Origin of the sequence: Nonomuraea sp. NPDC049714 (assembly GCF_044465295.1) — a bacterium.
In the GTDB taxonomy this organism is placed as follows: domain Bacteria; phylum Actinomycetota; class Actinomycetes; order Streptosporangiales; family Streptosporangiaceae; genus Nonomuraea.
The window spans coordinates 564980-581331 of record NZ_JBITLM010000003.1 but is presented as its reverse complement, the minus strand read 5'-3'; the positions used below and the strand labels follow the sequence as shown (position 1 = coordinate 581331).

15 protein-coding genes are annotated in these 16352 nt (G+C 71.3%); 13 read left to right on the top strand and 2 right to left on the bottom strand.

What is annotated here, in order from left to right:
* The first annotated feature begins 1 nt into the window (after position 1).
* Complete coding sequence (thiD, locus tag ACIBQX_RS16035) at positions 2-805, top strand: bifunctional hydroxymethylpyrimidine kinase/phosphomethylpyrimidine kinase (protein WP_397004949.1); 804 nt, start codon at positions 2-4, stop codon at positions 803-805.
* 171 nt (positions 806-976) lie between these two features.
* Here the strand turns inward: thiD and rpmB are convergent, their stop codons facing one another.
* Positions 977-1162: a 50S ribosomal protein L28 gene (gene rpmB, locus ACIBQX_RS16030; protein WP_049556934.1), complete on the bottom strand. Its 186-nt coding sequence runs from the start codon at positions 1160-1162 to the stop codon at positions 977-979.
* A 207-nt stretch (positions 1163-1369) separates the two neighbouring features.
* Between rpmB and ACIBQX_RS16025 the strand changes: the two genes are divergently transcribed.
* The 8 genes from ACIBQX_RS16025 (at position 1370) to mutM (ending at position 9410) form a co-directional block, all read left to right on the top strand.
* The gene (locus ACIBQX_RS16025; protein WP_397004947.1) at positions 1370-2914 is read left to right on the top strand and encodes a DAK2 domain-containing protein; all 1545 of its coding nucleotides are present in this window, start codon (positions 1370-1372) and stop codon (positions 2912-2914) included.
* Positions 2915-2960: 46 nt separating this feature from the next.
* On the top strand, positions 2961-5141 hold the full coding sequence (gene recG / locus ACIBQX_RS16020; RefSeq protein WP_397004945.1) for an ATP-dependent DNA helicase RecG: 2181 nt from the start codon (positions 2961-2963) through the stop codon (positions 5139-5141).
* A gap of 547 nt (positions 5142-5688) precedes the next feature.
* Positions 5689-6294 (top strand): 16S rRNA (guanine(966)-N(2))-methyltransferase RsmD, encoded by a 606-nt coding sequence (rsmD, locus tag ACIBQX_RS16015; RefSeq protein WP_397004943.1) that lies wholly within the window; start codon positions 5689-5691, stop codon positions 6292-6294.
* A 14-nt stretch (positions 6295-6308) separates the two neighbouring features.
* Positions 6309-6785 (top strand): pantetheine-phosphate adenylyltransferase, encoded by a 477-nt coding sequence (coaD, locus tag ACIBQX_RS16010; protein ID WP_397004941.1) that lies wholly within the window; start codon positions 6309-6311, stop codon positions 6783-6785.
* 71 nt (positions 6786-6856) lie between these two features.
* On the top strand, positions 6857-7408 hold the full coding sequence (locus ACIBQX_RS16005) for a YceD family protein (RefSeq protein ID WP_397004939.1): 552 nt from the start codon (positions 6857-6859) through the stop codon (positions 7406-7408).
* A 1-nt stretch (position 7409) separates the two neighbouring features.
* Positions 7410-7589 (top strand): 50S ribosomal protein L32, encoded by a 180-nt coding sequence (gene rpmF / locus ACIBQX_RS16000; RefSeq protein WP_033409409.1) that lies wholly within the window; start codon positions 7410-7412, stop codon positions 7587-7589.
* A 212-nt stretch (positions 7590-7801) separates the two neighbouring features.
* On the top strand, positions 7802-8521 hold the full coding sequence (rnc, locus tag ACIBQX_RS15995; protein WP_397005439.1) for a ribonuclease III: 720 nt from the start codon (positions 7802-7804) through the stop codon (positions 8519-8521).
* A gap of 43 nt (positions 8522-8564) precedes the next feature.
* Entirely contained in the window at positions 8565-9410 is an 846-nt protein-coding gene (gene mutM / locus ACIBQX_RS15990) for a bifunctional DNA-formamidopyrimidine glycosylase/DNA-(apurinic or apyrimidinic site) lyase (RefSeq protein ID WP_397004937.1), read from the top strand.
* Here mutM and ACIBQX_RS15985 read toward each other — a convergent pair.
* Positions 9358-10761: an MFS transporter gene (locus ACIBQX_RS15985; RefSeq protein WP_397004935.1), complete on the bottom strand. Its 1404-nt coding sequence runs from the start codon at positions 10759-10761 to the stop codon at positions 9358-9360. The two genes, mutM and ACIBQX_RS15985, sit on opposite strands and share 53 nt — an antisense overlap.
* 91 nt (positions 10762-10852) lie before the next feature.
* On the opposite strand from ACIBQX_RS15985, the gene ACIBQX_RS15980 reads away from it, so the two are divergent.
* The 4 genes from ACIBQX_RS15980 to smc all read left to right on the top strand — a co-directional run bounded on the left by ACIBQX_RS15980 (position 10853) and on the right by smc (position 16343).
* Positions 10853-11755: a LysR family transcriptional regulator gene (locus ACIBQX_RS15980; RefSeq protein WP_397004933.1), complete on the top strand. Its 903-nt coding sequence runs from the start codon at positions 10853-10855 to the stop codon at positions 11753-11755.
* 18 nt (positions 11756-11773) lie between these two features.
* Positions 11774-12061, top strand: coding sequence for an acylphosphatase (locus ACIBQX_RS15975; RefSeq protein ID WP_397004931.1), 288 nt, complete (start codon positions 11774-11776; stop codon positions 12059-12061).
* Between the two features lie 190 nt (positions 12062-12251).
* Positions 12252-12446: a hypothetical protein gene (locus ACIBQX_RS15970; protein WP_225276852.1), complete on the top strand. Its 195-nt coding sequence runs from the start codon at positions 12252-12254 to the stop codon at positions 12444-12446.
* Between the two features lie 183 nt (positions 12447-12629).
* Positions 12630-16343 (top strand): chromosome segregation protein SMC, encoded by a 3714-nt coding sequence (gene smc / locus ACIBQX_RS15965; RefSeq protein ID WP_397004928.1) that lies wholly within the window; start codon positions 12630-12632, stop codon positions 16341-16343.
* Positions 16344-16352: the final 9 nt, after the last annotated feature.

Genomic DNA, 16352 nt, shown 5'->3' with positions numbered 1-16352 from the left:
GATGGGGGATATGACGGTTTCGACTCCCCCACGCGTGCTGACCGTCGCCGGATCCGACTCCGGCGGCGGCGCGGGCATCCAGGCCGATCTGAAGACCATGCTGGCCCTGGGCGTGCACGGCATGAGCGTGATCGCCGCGGTCACCGCCCAGAACTCCGTAGGCGTCCAGGGCTACTGGGAGCTGCCGCCGGAGGCCGTGCGGGCCCAGCTCGGCTCGGTGCTCGGCGACATCGGCGCACAGGCCGTCAAGACGGGCATGCTGGCGTCGCCGGCACTGGTGGAGATCGTGGCCGAGTCGCTCGCCGCCTACCCCGCCCCCGTCGTGGTGGACCCCGTCGGCGTGTCCAAGCACGGCGATTCCCTGCTCGCGCCCGAGGCCGTGGAGACGCTCAGGACGCGGCTGCTGCCGGTCGCCACCGTCGTCACCCCCAACCTGTGGGAGGTGGAGCAGCTCACCTCGGTCAAGGTCGAGGACGAGCGGGACCTGCGCCGCGCCGCCGACGCCGTCCTGGAGCTCGGCCCCGCCTGGGCGCTGATCAAGGGCGGCCACCTGCCGGGCGAGCCCGTCGACCTGCTCACGGACGGCGTCCAGGAGTACGTCTTCCGCGCCGGACGCCTCGACAACCGCCACACCCACGGCACCGGCTGCACCCTGGCCTCGGCCATCGCCTCCTACCTCGCGCTCGGCGAGGACGTGCCGGGAGCCGTCGGCAGGGCCAAGGAGTACGTCACGGGCGCCATCGGGCGCGGCTTCCCGCTCGGCGCCGGCATCGGCCCGGTGGACCACGCCTGGCGCTGGCGCTGACGTGACCGGTGCTGATGTGACCGGCGCTGATGTCGCCGGCGCTGACAAGACCGGCGCTGACAAGACCGGCGCTGACAAGACTGGCGCTGACATGACCTGAGACGACTGGCGGCAGGCATGACGAAAGCCCGCCGCTCCAGGTTAGCGGCGGGCTGTCGCGAAAGTCAGGAACTAGCGGGTGACCTTGCCCGCCTTGATGCACGAGGTGCACACGTTGAGCTTCTTCGGCGTGCCGCCGATGACAGCGCGCACCGTCTGGATGTTGGGGTTCCAACGACGGCGGGTGCGGCGGTGAGAGTGGGACACGTTGTTGCCGAAGGTCGGCCCCTTGCGGCAGACATCGCAGACGGAAGCCACGGTATCGCTCCTTAAAACAGTCGATAGAGCCCTGTCCGCTGATGTTGTCGGGCGGAGGGCATGCCGGGACGACCGGCTAGCCAGACGAGAATATCTGATCCGCACCACTGGACGCGAACCCGATCACGCCAGGCACTGGACTCGGCCCGGCACGACGATATTCTCCTCGCTTAACGGTAGCGCATGCGGAGAGGTCGGAGCGCGCACATGGAGGTTCTCGACCCGCCCGCGGTGCGGCGCTGGGCGCGTCTGGCCGCCGACGCGCTGGGCCGCGCCAGGGCCGACATCGACGCGCTCAACGTGTTCCCGGTCGCCGACGGCGACACCGGCACCAACCTCTACCTCACGATGCTCTCCGCCGCCGAGGCCGTCGAATCGCTGCCCGACGACGTGGACGCGGCGGTCGTGTGGCAGACGCTGTCCTACGGCGCGCTGGTCGGCGCGCGCGGCAACTCCGGGGTGATCGTCAGCCAGGCGCTGCGCGGGCTGGCCGAGGTGCTCAAGGACGGCTCCGACCTGCGAGCCGGTCTGGCCAGAGCCGCGGCCCTGGCCAGGCAGAGCGTCGCCAGGCCGGTCGAGGGCACCGTGCTGAGCGTCCTGGCGGCCGTCGCCGGAGCCGTACAGAGCGGTGAGGGCGGGCTGGCCGAGGTGGCGCGGCGGGCCGCCGAGGAGGCCCGCGCGGCGCTGCGGCGCACCCCCGGGCAGCTCGACGTGCTGGCCCGCAGCGGCGTCGTGGACGCGGGCGGCGCCGGGCTGGCGATCGTGCTGGAGTCGCTCGCCGCGGTGATCACCGGCGCCCACCGCGAGCGCTACGACGTGCCCGCGCCGACCGCACGGGTCTCGCCGATGACCGAGGTGGGCGCGGGCTACGAGGTGATGTACCTGCTCGACGCCGACGACCGGGCGGTGGACACGCTGCGCGCGGAGCTCGACGCGATGGGCGACTCGCTGGTGGTGGTCGGCGGCGAGGGACTGTGGAACGTGCATGTGCACGTGGCCGAGGCCGGCCCGGCCGTCGAGGCGGCGCTGCGGGTGGGCCGGCCGTACCGGATCAGGATCACCTATCTGGCCGAGCGGCCGCGCCCCGCCGACGCCGGCAGGGGAGTGGTGGCCGTCGCGGCGGGCGCGGGGATCGCGGCGCTGTTCGAGGAGTGCGGCGCGGTGGTCGTACGGCGAGATCCCGGCGGCCGGCCGGCCCTGGCCGCCATGCTCGCCGCCATCAGGCAGGCCGGCAACGAGGTGGCCGTACTGCCGAACGACGACAGGTCCGGGGCCGTGGCCGCCGCCGCGGCGGAGATCGCCCGCGAGGACGGGGTCGTGGTGAGCGTGCTGCCCACCAAGGCCACGGTGCAGGGCCTGGCCGCGCTGGCCGTACACGATCCGTTGCGGCGCTTCGACGACGACATGGTGGCGATGACCGACGCGGCCGGCCACACCCGCCACGGCCACCTGGTCGTGGCCGACCGGCACGGCGTCACGAGCGCCGGGCTGTGCGCTCCCGGCGACGTGCTCGGGCTGATCGACGGGGACGTGGCCGTGATCGGCGCGACCCTCGACGACGTCGCCACGCTGGTCGTGGACCGGATGGTGGCGGGTGGCGGCGAGCTGGTGACCCTGGTGACGGGCGCGCTCGCCCCCTCAGGGCTGGCGGCCGGCGTCGAGGAGCACCTCGGGCGCACCCGGCCCGACGTGGACCTGGTCGTCTACGAGGGGGAGCAGGGCGGCTACCCCCTGCTCATCGGCGTCGAGTAGCGCGGCCTGTCGTTCCTGTCGGTCGGAGGCGGTAGAACATAGAGCCGTGAGCCGTTTCGACGAGCCCCTGACGAAGGCGCTCGACCCGAAGACCGCCAAGCTGCTGCACAGTGTGCTCGGCCTGGAGACGGTCGGCGACCTGTTGCGCCACTATCCCCGGCGCTACGCCGAGCGCGGCGAGCTGACCTCGCTCGACGCGCTGGAGGTCGACGAGCACGTCACGGTGGTGGGCGAGGTGACCCGGCTGATGCGCAAGCCGATGCGCAATCGCGGCGGCACCTGGCTGGAGGTCGAGGTCGTCGACGGCAACGGCAACAAGATCTACCTGTCGTTCTTCGGCAAGGGCTCCCATGTGGCCGAGTCGCGGCTCAAGCCCGGACGGCGCGGCATGTTCGCCGGCAAGGTGGGGCTGTTCGGCTCGCGCACCAGCCCGCGCTGGCAGCTCTCGCACCCCGAGTTCGAGCTGTTCGAGGAGAGCGAGGCGGCCGTCGAGGAGTTCGCGGCGGCTCCGGTGCCCATCTATCCGGCGGGCAAGGACCTCACACCGTGGGCGATCCGGCGGGCCGTCGGCGTCGTGCTCGACACGCTCGGCCCGCTCGACGACTCGCTGCCCGCCGAGCTGCGCTCCCGCCACGGCCTCCCCGAGCTGGGCGACGCCCTGGTGGCCATCCACCGGCCGAAGGACTTCGGCGACGTCCAGCGGGCCCGCAAGCGGCTGAAGTTCGACGAGGCCTTCGTGCTGCAGGCCGTGCTGCTGCGGCGCAGGCAGGCGGCGACGGCCTGGCCCGCCAAGCCGCGCCCGCTCAGGGGCGACGGGCTGCTGGCCGACTTCGAGGCCCGGCTGCCGTTCCAGCTCACCGAGGGCCAGGCCGAGGTGGGCGTGGAGATCGCCGCCGACCTGGCGCTGGAGCATCCGATGCACCGGCTGCTGCAGGGCGAGGTCGGGGCGGGCAAGACCGTGGTCGCGCTGCGCGCCATGCTCCAGGTGGTCGACGCGGGCGGGCAGGCCGTCCTGCTCGCCCCCACCGAGGTGCTCGCCCAGCAGCACCACCGCTCGATCACCGGCATGCTGGGCGACCTCGCCCAGGGAGGCATGTTCGGCGGCACCGCGGTCACCCTGCTCACCGGCTCCATGGGCGCCGCCGCCCGGCGCTCCGCCCTGCTCGACGCCGCCTCCGGGACGGCCGGCATCGTCGTCGGCACGCACGCCCTGCTCCAGGAGCACGTCCAGTTCGCCGACCTGGGGCTCGTGGTCGTGGACGAGCAGCACCGCTTCGGGGTGGAGCAGCGTGACGCGCTGCGCGAGAAAGCCGGCGAGACCCGGCCGCACGTCCTGGTCATGACCGCCACGCCGATCCCGCGTACGGTCGCCATGACGGTCTTCGGCGACCTGGAGGTCTCCACGCTCTCGCAGCTCCCCTCGGGGCGCGCGCCCATCACCACCCACGTCGTCCCGGCCGCCGAGAAGCCACACTTCCTGGAGCGCACCTGGGAGCGGGTCCGGGAGGAGGTCGCCCTGGGCCGGCAGGCGTACATCGTCTGTCCCCGCATCGGCGACCTGGAGGGCGACGAGGGAGATTTGGCCGCCGCCGGCTCCGGCGAGGAGGACCGCCGTCCGCCGCTCGCCGTCCTCGACGTGGCGGAGCTGTTGTCCGAGGGGCCCTTCCAGGATCTGCGCCTGGGAGTCCTGCACGGCAAGCTGCCGCCGGAGGAGAAGGACGCCGTGATGCGCTCCTTCACCCGGGGCGAGCTGGACATCATGGTCGCCACCACCGTCATCGAGGTGGGCGTCGACGTCCCCAACGCCTCCGTGATGATCATCATGGACGCCGACCGCTTCGGCGTCTCCCAGCTTCACCAGCTCCGCGGCCGGGTCGGCCGAGGCGGGCTGCCGGGCCTGTGCCTGCTGGTCTCCGACTTCCCCGCGGGCACCCCGGCGCGGGCCCGCCTCGACGCGGTGGCCGCCACGCTGGACGGGTTCGAGCTGTCGAGGGTGGACCTGGAGCAGCGTCGCGAGGGTGACGTGCTGGGGGCGGCCCAGTCGGGCAAGCGGTCGTCGCTCAAGATGCTGCAGCTCCTGCGCGACGAGGAGGTCATCGCCACCGCCCGCGACGAGGCCGCGGCCCTCCTGGCCGACGACCCGGCGCTGACCTCCCATGAGGCGCTCCGCGCGGAGATCGGCCGGCTGCTGGAGGACGAGCGAGCCGAATACCTCGAAAAGACCTGACCGCCTACCTCGAAAAGGCCTGACCCGGCCGATCATGCGCGAAGCCCCGACCCGGCCGGGCCCAACGCCCGCGAGACCCTGAGCCGAGTGCGCCGCGCGCTCGCGACTCCAGTGCGCCGCGCGCTCGCGAAAGGCTGAGTCCGGTGGGCGGGGTGCTCGTGAGGAACGGATCGGCGGGCCGGGCGGTCGCGGAGTCCTGATTCGCGGTGGGGCGGCCGGGCGGTGGCGGGGTGCTGATTCGCGGTGGGGCGCTGGCCGGTGGCGGGGTGCTGGTCGCGGTGGGCCGGGAATCTTGTGAAGGGCCCAGCCGCGGGGACGGCCTCCCCCCGAATGCCGTCCCCGGCTGGGCCCACCCTCGGGTCAGGTGCCGAGGGAACCGGCGTGCGGAAGGGCTCACGATCACGCCGGTCGGCCTTCATCTGGGTCACCTCGAAGGCCGCAGACCTCATCTTGCTGACTCGGCCGGGCAATGTGAATCACCCTTGCGCAGTCGAGGCCGACACTTGTCCACTCTTGACCTGCGTCGTTATGCGGAACAATGGCCGACATGACTCGGATCATCGCGGGGAGCGCAGGTGGGCGACGGCTGGAGGTGCCGCCGGGGCGCGGGACCAGGCCGACCAGTGACAGGGCGCGAGAAGGGATCTTCTTGACGCTCGACTCCCTGTACGGGCTCCGGGGGGCTCGGGTGCTGGACCTGTACGCGGGTTCAGGGGCAGTCGGGCTGGAGGCGCTGTCGCGGGGGGCGGCGTGCGCGGTGATGGTCGAGTCCGACGCGAAGGCCGTGCGGACGATCAGGACGAACGTCAGGGCGCTGGACCTGGGCGAGGCCGAGGTGGTGGCCGACAAGGTGGAGCGCTTCCTGAGCAGGGGGCCGGCGGGCCGGCCGGGGGACGGGCCGCCGATGGAGGCGTTCGACATCGTGTTCGCCGATCCGCCGTACGCCGTCTCCGACGACGAGGTGGCCGGGGTGCTGGCGCGGTTGCGGGACGGCGGCTGGCTAGTTGATGGTGCTCTGGTGGCTTTCGAGAGGGAAAGCAGGGGAAAGCCGCTGATATGGCCTGAAGGTTATGTTGAAGAGAGGGTCCGCAGATATGGCGAAGCGTCCGTTTGGTACGGTCGCGCGGCCGGAGTATCCGTGGACCGCTCGTAGACCTGGGAGGCGTTTTGCGGCGCGTTGTCTGCCCGGGGTCGTTCGACCCCATCACCAACGGTCATCTCGACATCATCGGCCGGGCCGCCCGGTTGTACGACGAGGTGACGGTGGCCGTACTCATCAATGTCGAGAAAAGTAGCCTTTTCACCGTCGACGAGCGGATCGAGATGCTCCAGACCGTGACCAAGGAGTATGCGAACGTCAAGGTCAGGAAGTTTCACGGCCTGCTGGTCGACTTCTGCAAGCAGAACGAGATCCCGGCGATCGTCAAGGGGATCAGGGTCGTCAGCGACTTCGACTACGAGTTGCAGATGGCGCAGCTCAACTACCGGCTGTCCGGCGTGGAGACGCTGTTCATGCCGACCAACCCCGAGTACTCGTTCCTGTCCTCCAGCCGGGTGAAGGAGATCGCCCGTTATGGTGGGGACGTGTCGGGTCTCGTCCCTGACCTGGTGCACACGCTGCTCATCGAGCGGCTCAGGGGCTGACGACGACCTGGTATCCTTTCATTTCGGCCTTGTACGACGGCGACTAACTCGCCATGCCTAGCGAGAGCAGGATGACTCAGCACCTCAACCCCCGCTCCCCTTGGGTGATCTCCACTCACGACCTGGGAAAGCGGCCGGGCACAATGCGAGAGATCACCCTGTCCCTCCCGGCACCGGCGGATCTCGGCGTCGACATGATCGGTGTCCCCAAGGATGCCGAAGTCGAGCTGGACCTTCGGCTCGAAGCAGTGATGGAAGGCGTGCTCGTCTCGGGCACGGCGCAGGCCCCGCTCACCGGGGAGTGCGCGCGGTGCCTTGACCCGTTGACCTCCGATATCGAGGTCAACCTGCAAGAGCTGTTCTTCTACTCCGACGAGGACGCCTCGGAGGATGATTCACTGCTCGACGGAGATCTGCTCGACCTCGAGCCGACATTCCGCGACGCGGTGGTGCTCGCACTGCCGTTGAGCCCTGTGTGCGGCGACGACTGCCCCGGGCTCTGCACGGAGTGCGGGATCAAGCTGGCCGAGGCCGGCGAAGATCACCGGCACGAGAAGATCGACGCCCGATGGGCGTCGTTGCAAGGTCTGGTTACCGAGAACGATAACGATCAGGAGAAGTGACGTGGCCGTCCCGAAGCGAAAGATGTCGCGGAGCAACACCCGCGCCCGTCGCTCCCAGTGGAAGACGACTGCTGTCGCCCTGGTGAGCTGCCCGCAGTGCCGTTCGCCTAAGCAGCCGCACATCGCGTGCCCCACCTGCGGCACCTACAACCGTCGTCAGGTCATTGAGCCGTCCGCCTGATCTCGCGAGTTGACGTGATGCCGACCGGGTGCCATTGTGCCCCGGTCGGCGTTACCGTTTCAGGTGCGTGCGGTGGCGGTCTCGCCCGCGGCCGTGGTGGACGCCGGGGCTATGTTCCCCCGACGCCCACCACGTTTTCGGGCATCTTCCGCAGCCGTCACGTCAGGTGAAGATGTCTGAGGAGGAAAGACGTGGGCGCAGGTCCTAAGCCAGTGGCCGTCGAGGTCGCCAGAGACGAGCTTGAGCGAGTGCTGGGGGTCGTGCTCGACCCCGACATCCTGGAGCGGGCGCTGACGCACCGCTCCTACGCTTATGAGAACGGCGGCCTGCCCACCAACGAGCGCCTGGAGTTCCTCGGCGACTCGGTGCTGGGCCTGGTGGTCACCGACACCCTCTACCGCAACCACCCCGACCTGCCCGAAGGGCAGCTCGCCAAACTGCGGGCCGCGGTGGTCAACATGCGCGCCCTCGCCGACGTGGCGCGCGAGCTGGGCCTGGGCCGGTTCATGCGGCTCGGCAGGGGCGAGGAGGGCACGGGCGGGCGCGACAAGTCCTCGATCCTGGCCGACACGCTGGAGGCGCTGATCGGCGCCGTCTATGTCGACAAGGGCCTCGACGAGGCGTTCCGGGTCGTCCACGTGCTGTTCGACCCGCTGATCGTCCGCTCGGCCTCACTGGGCGCCGGGCTTGACTGGAAGACCTCGCTGCAGGAGCTGACCGCCTCCGAGGCGCTCGGCGTGCCCGAATACCACGTCGAGGAGAGCGGCCCCGACCACGCCAAGTCCTTCACGGCCGTGGTGCGGGTGGGCGGCGAGTCCTACGGTGACGGGACAGGGCGCAGCAAGAAGGAGGCCGAGCAGCAGGCGGCCGAGGCGGCGTGGACGCGCATCAGGGCCCGCCGCGAGGAGCGCGAGAGCCAGCCGACGGGCTGAGCGACGAAGGACTGGCGGGCGGCGTCCGAAGTGAGGTCTTGGTTTGCCTGAATTGCCGGAAGTCGAGGTTGTCCGGCGTGGTCTCGCGCAGTGGGTCATCGGCCGTGAGATCGCCTCCGCCGAGGTGCTGCACCCGCGCGCCATCAGGCGTCACGTGCCGGGTGCCGACGAGTTCACCGCGCGGCTCAAGGGCCGCACGGTGCTGTCCGCCGAGCGCCGTGGCAAATACCTGTGGCTCCCGCTGTCGGGGGCCGAAGAGGCTCTTCTGGCCCACCTGGGGATGAGCGGTCAGCTGCTGGTCGTGGACCAGGACTCGCCGCTGGAGAAGCATCTACGGGTCCGCCTCCGTTTCGAGGACGGCGGCCCGGACCTGCGCTTCGTGGACCAGCGCACCTTCGGTCACGTCATGCTCACCGCCCTGACCGGCGGCGTGCCGGAGCCGATCTCGCACATCGCCCCCGACCCGTTCGAGGAAGCGTTCGACGAGGCCGAGTTCACCCGCAGGCTCAGGGCCAAGCGCACCGAGATCAAGCGGGCGCTGCTCGACCAGTCACTGATCAGCGGCGTCGGCAACATCTACGCCGACGAGGCGTTGTGGATCGCGCGCCTCCACTGGTCCCGCCCGACCCAGACACTCACCACCCGGAAGATCGCCGAGCTGCTCGCCGCCGTGCGCGCCGTCATGGGCGCCGCCCTCCAGCAGGGCGGCACCTCCTTCGACAGCCTGTACGTGAACGTCAACGGCGAGAGCGGCTACTTCGACCGCTCCCTTGAGGCGTACGGCCGCCGCGACCTGCCGTGCTCCCGGTGCGGCGCCCCGATCCGGCGTGAGGCGTTCATGAACCGGTCGTCATACTTCTGCCCCAGATGCCAGCGACGATCCCGCTGACCACGGCGAGAGCCGCTCCCAGCCACATCACCGCAGAGGTCGACACGCCGTCCACGACCCGGCCGCCGGCGAACGCGCCGAGTGCGATGGAGACGTTGAACGCGCTCACGAACAGTGCCGTGCCCATCTCGCCGCCACCCGACCGCATGATCCACAGCTGCAGCGAGACTCCGACACCGCCGTAACCGAGCCCCCAGATCACAAGCAGGGCCAGGGACAAAAAGATGGGGGTTTGATCGGCCTGGGACAAAAAAGTGGGGGTTTGGCCGGCCAGGGGCAGGTCTGTGGGGGGCTGGCCCATCGAGGGCTGGTCGGTCACGGACGGGCCCATGGGGGACACGCCGGTCATCGGCAGTACCGCCATGGACAGGGCCATGAGGGCGGCCAGGGTGATCAGTACCGCCCGGGGGCTCCTGGCCGCCAGGGCGCCCGCGGCGAAGTTGCCCACCACGCCCGCCGCGCCGTACAGGAGAAGGGCGGTGCTGATGAGAGCGGGACCCGCGTGCGAGACCTGCTCCATGAACGGCCGGAGGTAGGTGTAGGCCGCGAAGTGGCCGGACACCGTCAGCACGGTGAGGACGAGGATGACCTTGAGGGGACGCGAGAGCCACGCCAGATGCCCGTCCGGCCTCTGAGCGTCTGTACGGTCCTCCAGCGGCCCGGACGTCGGGAGAAGCCGCTCGGAGGTGCGGGCGGGCCGCTCGGGCGTGCGGGCGGGCCGCTCGGGCGTGCGGGCGGGAGGCTCGGGCGTGCGGGCGGGAGGTTCGCCCGGTAGCGCTGGGAGGGTCGCGAACAGGAGCGCGAGCAGGGCCAGGGCTGCCAGGCCCATGGCGGCGAACGCGGTGCGCCACCCCGCGAACGACGAGAGGAACGTCGCCGCGGGCACCCCCAGCACCGACGCCACGGACACACCGGCCAAGATGATCGAGGTCGCCCGTCCCACCAACCGTGCGGGCACCAACCGCACGCCCAGGCCGGCCGCGATGGCCCAGAACCCGCCGATGCTCACCCCGGTCAGCAGCCGGGCGATCAGCATGACGGCGTAGTTCGGGGCGAGCGCGCCCGCCAGGTTGGCCACCGCCAGCAACGCCATCAGCGCGAGCAGCGTGACGCGCCGGTCGAGCCGGCGGGTGGTGACCGCCAGCACGGGCGCGGAGACGGCGGCCACCAGGCCGGGAGCCGACATCATCAGCCCGGCCGTGCCGTCGGACACCTCCAAGGTGGACGCGATCGAGGTCAGCAGGCCGACGGGCAGCATCTCGCTGGTCACGATGGTGAAGGTGCCCGCCGCGACCGAGGTCACGGCGAGCCAGCGCGCCCGCGCGCCGGTCAGAACGTCAGAGGTGGTCATGCGCCTCAGCCTTCTGACTTCCGCCGTCGGGAACAACGGCGAAGCGCGAAGGCTTGGTTTAGGCAGGCTAAGCGATCGACCGGAGGCGCCGATGGAGTTCAGGGAGCTGGAGTGCTTCGTCATCCTCAGTGAGGAACTTCACTTCGCGCGTACGGCGGAGCGCCTCTATCTGTCGCCCGGCCGGGTGAGCCAGCTCATCCGCTCGCTGGAGACCAGGATCGGCGGCCGGCTCTTCCAGCGGAGCAGCAGGCAGGTGCGTCTCACCCCGCTCGGCGAGCGTTTCCTGGCCGACCTGCGGCCCTCCCTCGACGGGCTGGCGAGCGCGGTGAGCCGGGCGAAGGCCGCCGCCCGCGACGTGACAGGCGTGATCAGGGTCGGTTTCCTGTCCACGCCCACGGACGTCGTCACGGGCAGCGTACGGGCCTTCGAGAGCCGCCATCCGGAGTGCGCGGTCGAGTTGGTGGAGATCCCGCTCTCCGACCCGTTCGGCAAGCTGCGGGCCGGCCACGTGGACGTCGCGTTCACCCTGCTGCCGGTGGACGAGCCCGACCTGGTGACGGGTGGTGGGCTGAACCGGGTCGCCTACCAGCTCGGCGTCTCCACCCGGCACCCGCTGGCCGGCCGGGCGGGCATCGGCGCCGAGGAGTTGGCGTCCCTGCCCCTGATCGGCCTGGAGGGCCCGGCGCCGCTCGCCTGGCGGGAACGGGTCACACCCTCCGTCACGCCTTCCGGTCGTCCCATTCCCCTGGCGGGCAGGGTCGCCACCAGTCAGGAGGGCCTGACCCAGGTGGCGCTCGGCCGGGGCGGCATGCTGTTCTGCACTCCCACGGCGGCTCATCACACCCGTCCTGACGTCAGCTTCGTCCCCGTCGCGGGGCTGCCTCCGTCTATCCTCGGTCTGGCCTGGGTGAAGTCGGCGGAGACGGCGGCGATCCGGGCGTTCGACGAGGCGGCGGCCCGACACGCGGTGGGGGCGGCCGCCCTGGTGGCGTGAGACCGAGCGGGAGATCCAATGCCGCAGGACAGCGAGGACATCCGGATGACGGCCTGGGTGCGGGGCCACGTCCAGGGGGTGGGCTTCCGATGGTGGACCAGGGCACGGGCGCTGGAGCTCGGCCTGGCAGGATGGGCCAGGAACACCGAGGACGGCCGGGTGGAGGTGGTCGCGGAGGGCCCCAGGCAGGCGTGCGTCAAGCTGCTTGACCTGCTGAGAGGTTGCGACACGCCGGGGAAAGTCGATGGAGTAGTGGAACGTTGGAGCGAACCCCGAGGTAGTTTGGGCGGTTTTGTCGAACGGTAGCCGCTTTCGATAAACGCCTCAAATAGGGTATAGTTGTATGTCGGGAGTGCCTGGTGTGGGGCATCAGCGGTTGTTCGACTTGACCGCCCACACCGCCGGTGCGACTCTTGTTAGGTACCACGCGCACCCCTCCCGCGGAATAAGAAGTGCGCGAACCAGTCTGGTCACTCAGCGTGGAGGACCCTTTACCATGGCGAAGGCTCTACTCGGCCACGTCGGCGGTCCTGATCCTCGAATGGTCTCGGAGATGCGCCGGTTGCAGCAGCGTATCCGTGATCTGGAGGCAGAACTCATCCGACTTCAGGCCCACAATGACGCTCTTGCGGCGCAAACCCGCGATGAGGCTCTCAGCCGAATGCAGGAGCGCGAGCCGGCACTCACCTGAGAGTGATCGGAGCGCAAGATCCAGGGACGTCTCGACGAGGCGTCCCTTGTTATTTGTGCTGATTCGAACAAGTATCGGGCCTTTTCGCGTCTCTCGGCGCGGACTCCGCCACGGCCGCCAGCGATTGACGGTCGGGACCAGTAGTCTTTTCCGGAGTCCGTCCAGGGAGAAGGGGGTCCGTGCGTGTATCTGAAGACCCTCACCCTGCGCGGATTCAAGTCCTTCGCCTCGGCGACCGCCCTGCGCTTCGAGCCGGGGATCACCTGCGTCGTCGGCCCCAACGGCTCCGGCAAGTCCAATGTCGTCGACGCCCTGGCCTGGGTCATGGGCGAGCACAGCGCCAAGTCGCTGCGCGGCGGCAAGATGGAGGACGTCATCTTCGCCGGCACCTCCTCCCGGCCGCCGCTGGGCCGGGCCGAGGTGACGCTGACCATCGACAACTCCGACGGCGCGCTGCCGATCGACTACACCGAGGTCACGATCAGCCGGCTGATGTTCAGGTCGGGCCAGAGCGAATACGCCATCAACGGCGACACCTGCCGCCTGCTCGACATCCAGGAGCTGCTCTCCGACTCCGGCATCGGCCGCGAGATGCACGTCATCGTCGGCCAGGGGCAGCTCGACGCCGTCCTCCACGCGGGCCCGGAGGACCGCAGGGCCTTCATCGAAGAGGCCGCCGGCGTGCTCAAGCACCGCAAGCGCAAGGAGAAGGCGCTGCGCAAGCTGGACGCGATGCAGGCCAACCTGACCCGCGTCCAGGACCTCGCCACCGAGCTGCGCCGCCAGCTCAAGCCGCTCGGCCGCCAGGCGGAGATCGCCCGCAAGGCGGCCGTCATCCAGGCGGACCTGCGCGACGCCCGGCTGCGGCTGCTGGCCGACGACGTCGGCATCCTGCGCGTCACCCTGCGGCGCGAGGCCGCCGACGAGGCCGCCATCCTGTCCAGGCGCGCCGCCGTGGAGGCCGGGCTGGCCGAGGGGCAGCAGCGTGAGGCCGCCCTGGAGGCCGCCGAGGCCGAGACGCAGCCCCGCCTGGCCGCCGCCCAGGAGACTTACTTCCGGCTGTCCTCCCTGCGCGAGCGCATCACCGGCCTTGAGCAGCTCGCCGCCGAGCGCCACCGCCACGCCGTCGACGCCGCGTCCATCGAGCGCCGGGGCCGCGACCCCGAAGAGCTGGAGCGCGAGGCCGCCGAGGTCCGCGAGCGCGAGCTGATCCTGCGGGCCGAGCTGGAGCAGGCCCAGGAGTTGCTGGAGGAGGCCGTCGAGCGGCGGGCCGAGGCCGAGTCCGCGCTGGCCGCCGAGGAGCGCCGGCTCGCGATGGCCGCCAGGGCCGCCGCCGACCGGCGTGAGGGCCTGGCCAAGCTGCGCGGCCAGGTGGACTCCGTACGCAGCAGGTCGCGTGCCGCCGAGGAGGAGATCGGCCGCCTGCAGCGGGCGGTCGCCGAGGCAGTCGAGCGGGAGCGGCGCGCCCGCGAGGACCTGGAGGCGGAGCGGCTGGAGGAGCCCGCCGCCGATCCCGCGCTGGCCGGGGAGCTCGCCGCCGCGCAGGGGCTGGTCGAGGAGGCCAAACTGGTCGCCGACGAGACCCGCGCGGCCGTCGAGGAGGTCAAGGCGGCGCTCGACGCGCCTCGCGCCGCCCTCCAGGCCGCCAGGTCGGGAGTCAATACGGCCCGAGCGGCCGACCAGGAGGCGCAGCGAGCCGTGGCGGCCCTGCGAGCCCGCCGGGACGCGCTGGAGCTGGGGCTGGCCAAGGGCGACGGCGGCGCCGCCCTGCTGGAGGCCGACCTCGCCGGAGTGCTCGGCCCGCTGGCCGCCTCCTTGCAGGTGGTCCCCGGCGCGGAGCCGGCCGTGGCCGCCGTCCTCGGCCCGCTCGCCGAATCGATCGCCGTCACGTCCGTCGGCACCGCCGTGGACGCCCTGGAGCTCCTCCGCGCGAAGGACGCCGGCCAAGCGACCCTCCTCGTAGCCACCCCGCCCTCTCCCGCCCCCGGCACTCCCACCACCTCTCCTGCCGCCGGGTCTGGGGGGTTCGGGAGTGCGCCGGGAGGTGGGCGGTGGGTGGTCGAGCTGGTGAGTGTTCCTGAGCGGTTGCGGCCGGTCGTGGAGCAGGTGCTGGCCGGTGTCGTGGTGGTGGCCGATCTTGACACCGCCCGGCAGGTCGTCGAGGGCCGTCCCGAGCTGCGTGCCGTGACCACCCGGGGTGACCTCGTCGGCGCCCGGGTCGCCAGCGGCGGCTCGGAGGGCGGCACGTCCGTGCTCCAGGTGCGCGCGGCGCTCGACGACGCGGTCGCCGACCTCGCGGACGCCGAGGCGACGGCCGAGCGGACGGCGGTCGCCTACGACGAGGCGGTCGCCGCCGAGCAGGCCGCGCAGGCGGCCGTGGAGGCGGCGCAGGCTCGGGTGAGCGAGGCGCAGGCGGCCGTCAGCACCGCCCAGGCGGGGCTCAGCTCGGCCCAGGGCGCGCTGGACCAGGTCAGGGCGCGGCAACGGGAGGCCGACCAGCGGGGCGCCGCGGCGGCCAGACGGCTGGCGCAGCTCGAAGCCGCCGCCGACGCCGCCCACCAGGAGGCCGAACGGCTGGGCCGGAGCGTCACCGCCGCCCAGGAGGCCCGCGCCGATGGGCTGGAGGAGCTGGCCGAGCTGGAGATCCGGCTGGCGGAGGCCGAATACTCCCAGGAGCTGGAGACCGAGCCGACCACCGAGGCGCGGGAGGAGCTGGCCGCCGCCTGCGAGACGGCCAGGCAGCGCGAGGTGGAGACCCGCCTGCGGGTCCGAACCGCGGAGGAGCGCGTCAAGGGCATCGAGGGCCGGGCGGACGGACTCGTCCAGGCCGCGCGGCGGGAGCGCCACGAACGCGCCCAGGCTGCCGCTCAGCGGGCCAGGCGCAGGCAGCAGGCAGCGGTCGCCGAGGCCGTCAGCAAGGGCGCGCAGCGGGTGCTCGCCGCCCTGACGGCGTCCATCGGGCTCGCCGCCGCCGAGCGTGACGAGGCGGACCTGACCAGGGTCGCCGTCGACGCCGAGCTCAAGCAGGTACGCGTGCGCGTCCGTGAGCTCGGCCAGGAGCTGGACAAACTGGTCAACCGGGTGCACGGCAGCGAGGTCGCCCGCACCGAGCAGCGGCTCCGGCTGGAGCAGCTGGAGCAGCGGGCGATGGACGAGTTCGGCGTCGACGCGGAGGCGCTGATCTCCGAGTACGGCCCCGAGGCCCCGGTGCCCGGCGACCCGCCCGTGCCGTACGTGCGCGAGGAGCAGGAGAAGCGCGCCCGCGCGGCCGAGAGGCAGATGCACCAGCTGGGCAAGGTCAACCCGCTGGCGCTGGAGGAGTTCGCGGCGCTGGAGGAACGCCACGCCTTCCTCACCTCGCAGCTGGAGGACCTGAAGAAGACCCGGCGCGACCTGATGACGGTGGTCAAGGAGGTCGACGACCGGGTGCAGGAGATGTTCGGGTCGGCCTTCGAGGACGTGGCCCGCGAGTTCGAGCAGATCTTCGGCAGGGTCTTCCCCGGGGGTGACGGCCGGTTGATCCTCACCGAGCCCGACGACCTGCTCACCACCGGCATCGAGGTGGAGGCCAGGCCGCCGGGCAAGAAGGTCAAGCGGCTCTCGCTGCTGTCGGGCGGCGAGCGGTCGCTGACGGCGGTGGCGTTCCTGATCTCCATCTTCAAGGCGCGGCCGTCGCCGTTCTACGTGATGGACGAGGTGGAGGCCGCCCTCGACGACACGAACACGCAGCGGCTGCTGATGCTGTTCGAGGAGTTGCGGCAGAGTTCGCAGCTCATCGTCATCACGCACAACAAGCGCACGATGGAGATCGCCGACGCCCTCTACGGCGTGTCGATGCGCGGGGACGGTGTGACGCAGGTGGTCAGCCAGCGGCTGCGCGAGCGCGAGCCCGCCTGATCAGTCCCG

Excerpts from the sequence above, each read along its gene's own strand:
- ACIBQX_RS16025 (WP_397004947.1), top strand. The coding sequence starts at position 1,370 with ATGGAGGTTCTCGACCCGCCCGCGGTGCGGCGCTGGGCGCGTCTGGCC.
- ACIBQX_RS15980 (WP_397004933.1), top strand. The coding sequence starts at position 10,853 with ATGGAGTTCAGGGAGCTGGAGTGCTTCGTCATCCTCAGTGAGGAACTT.
- ACIBQX_RS15970 (WP_225276852.1), top strand. The coding sequence starts at position 12,252 with ATGGCGAAGGCTCTACTCGGCCACGTCGGCGGTCCTGATCCTCGAATG.
- ACIBQX_RS15985 (WP_397004935.1), bottom strand. The coding sequence starts at position 10,761 with ATGACCACCTCTGACGTTCTGACCGGCGCGCGGGCGCGCTGGCTCGCC.
- rsmD (WP_397004943.1), top strand. The coding sequence starts at position 5,689 with ATGACTCGGATCATCGCGGGGAGCGCAGGTGGGCGACGGCTGGAGGTG.
- ACIBQX_RS15975 (WP_397004931.1), top strand. The coding sequence starts at position 11,774 with ATGCCGCAGGACAGCGAGGACATCCGGATGACGGCCTGGGTGCGGGGC.
- ACIBQX_RS16005 (WP_397004939.1), top strand. The coding sequence starts at position 6,857 with ATGACTCAGCACCTCAACCCCCGCTCCCCTTGGGTGATCTCCACTCAC.
- thiD (WP_397004949.1), top strand. The coding sequence starts at position 2 with ATGGGGGATATGACGGTTTCGACTCCCCCACGCGTGCTGACCGTCGCC.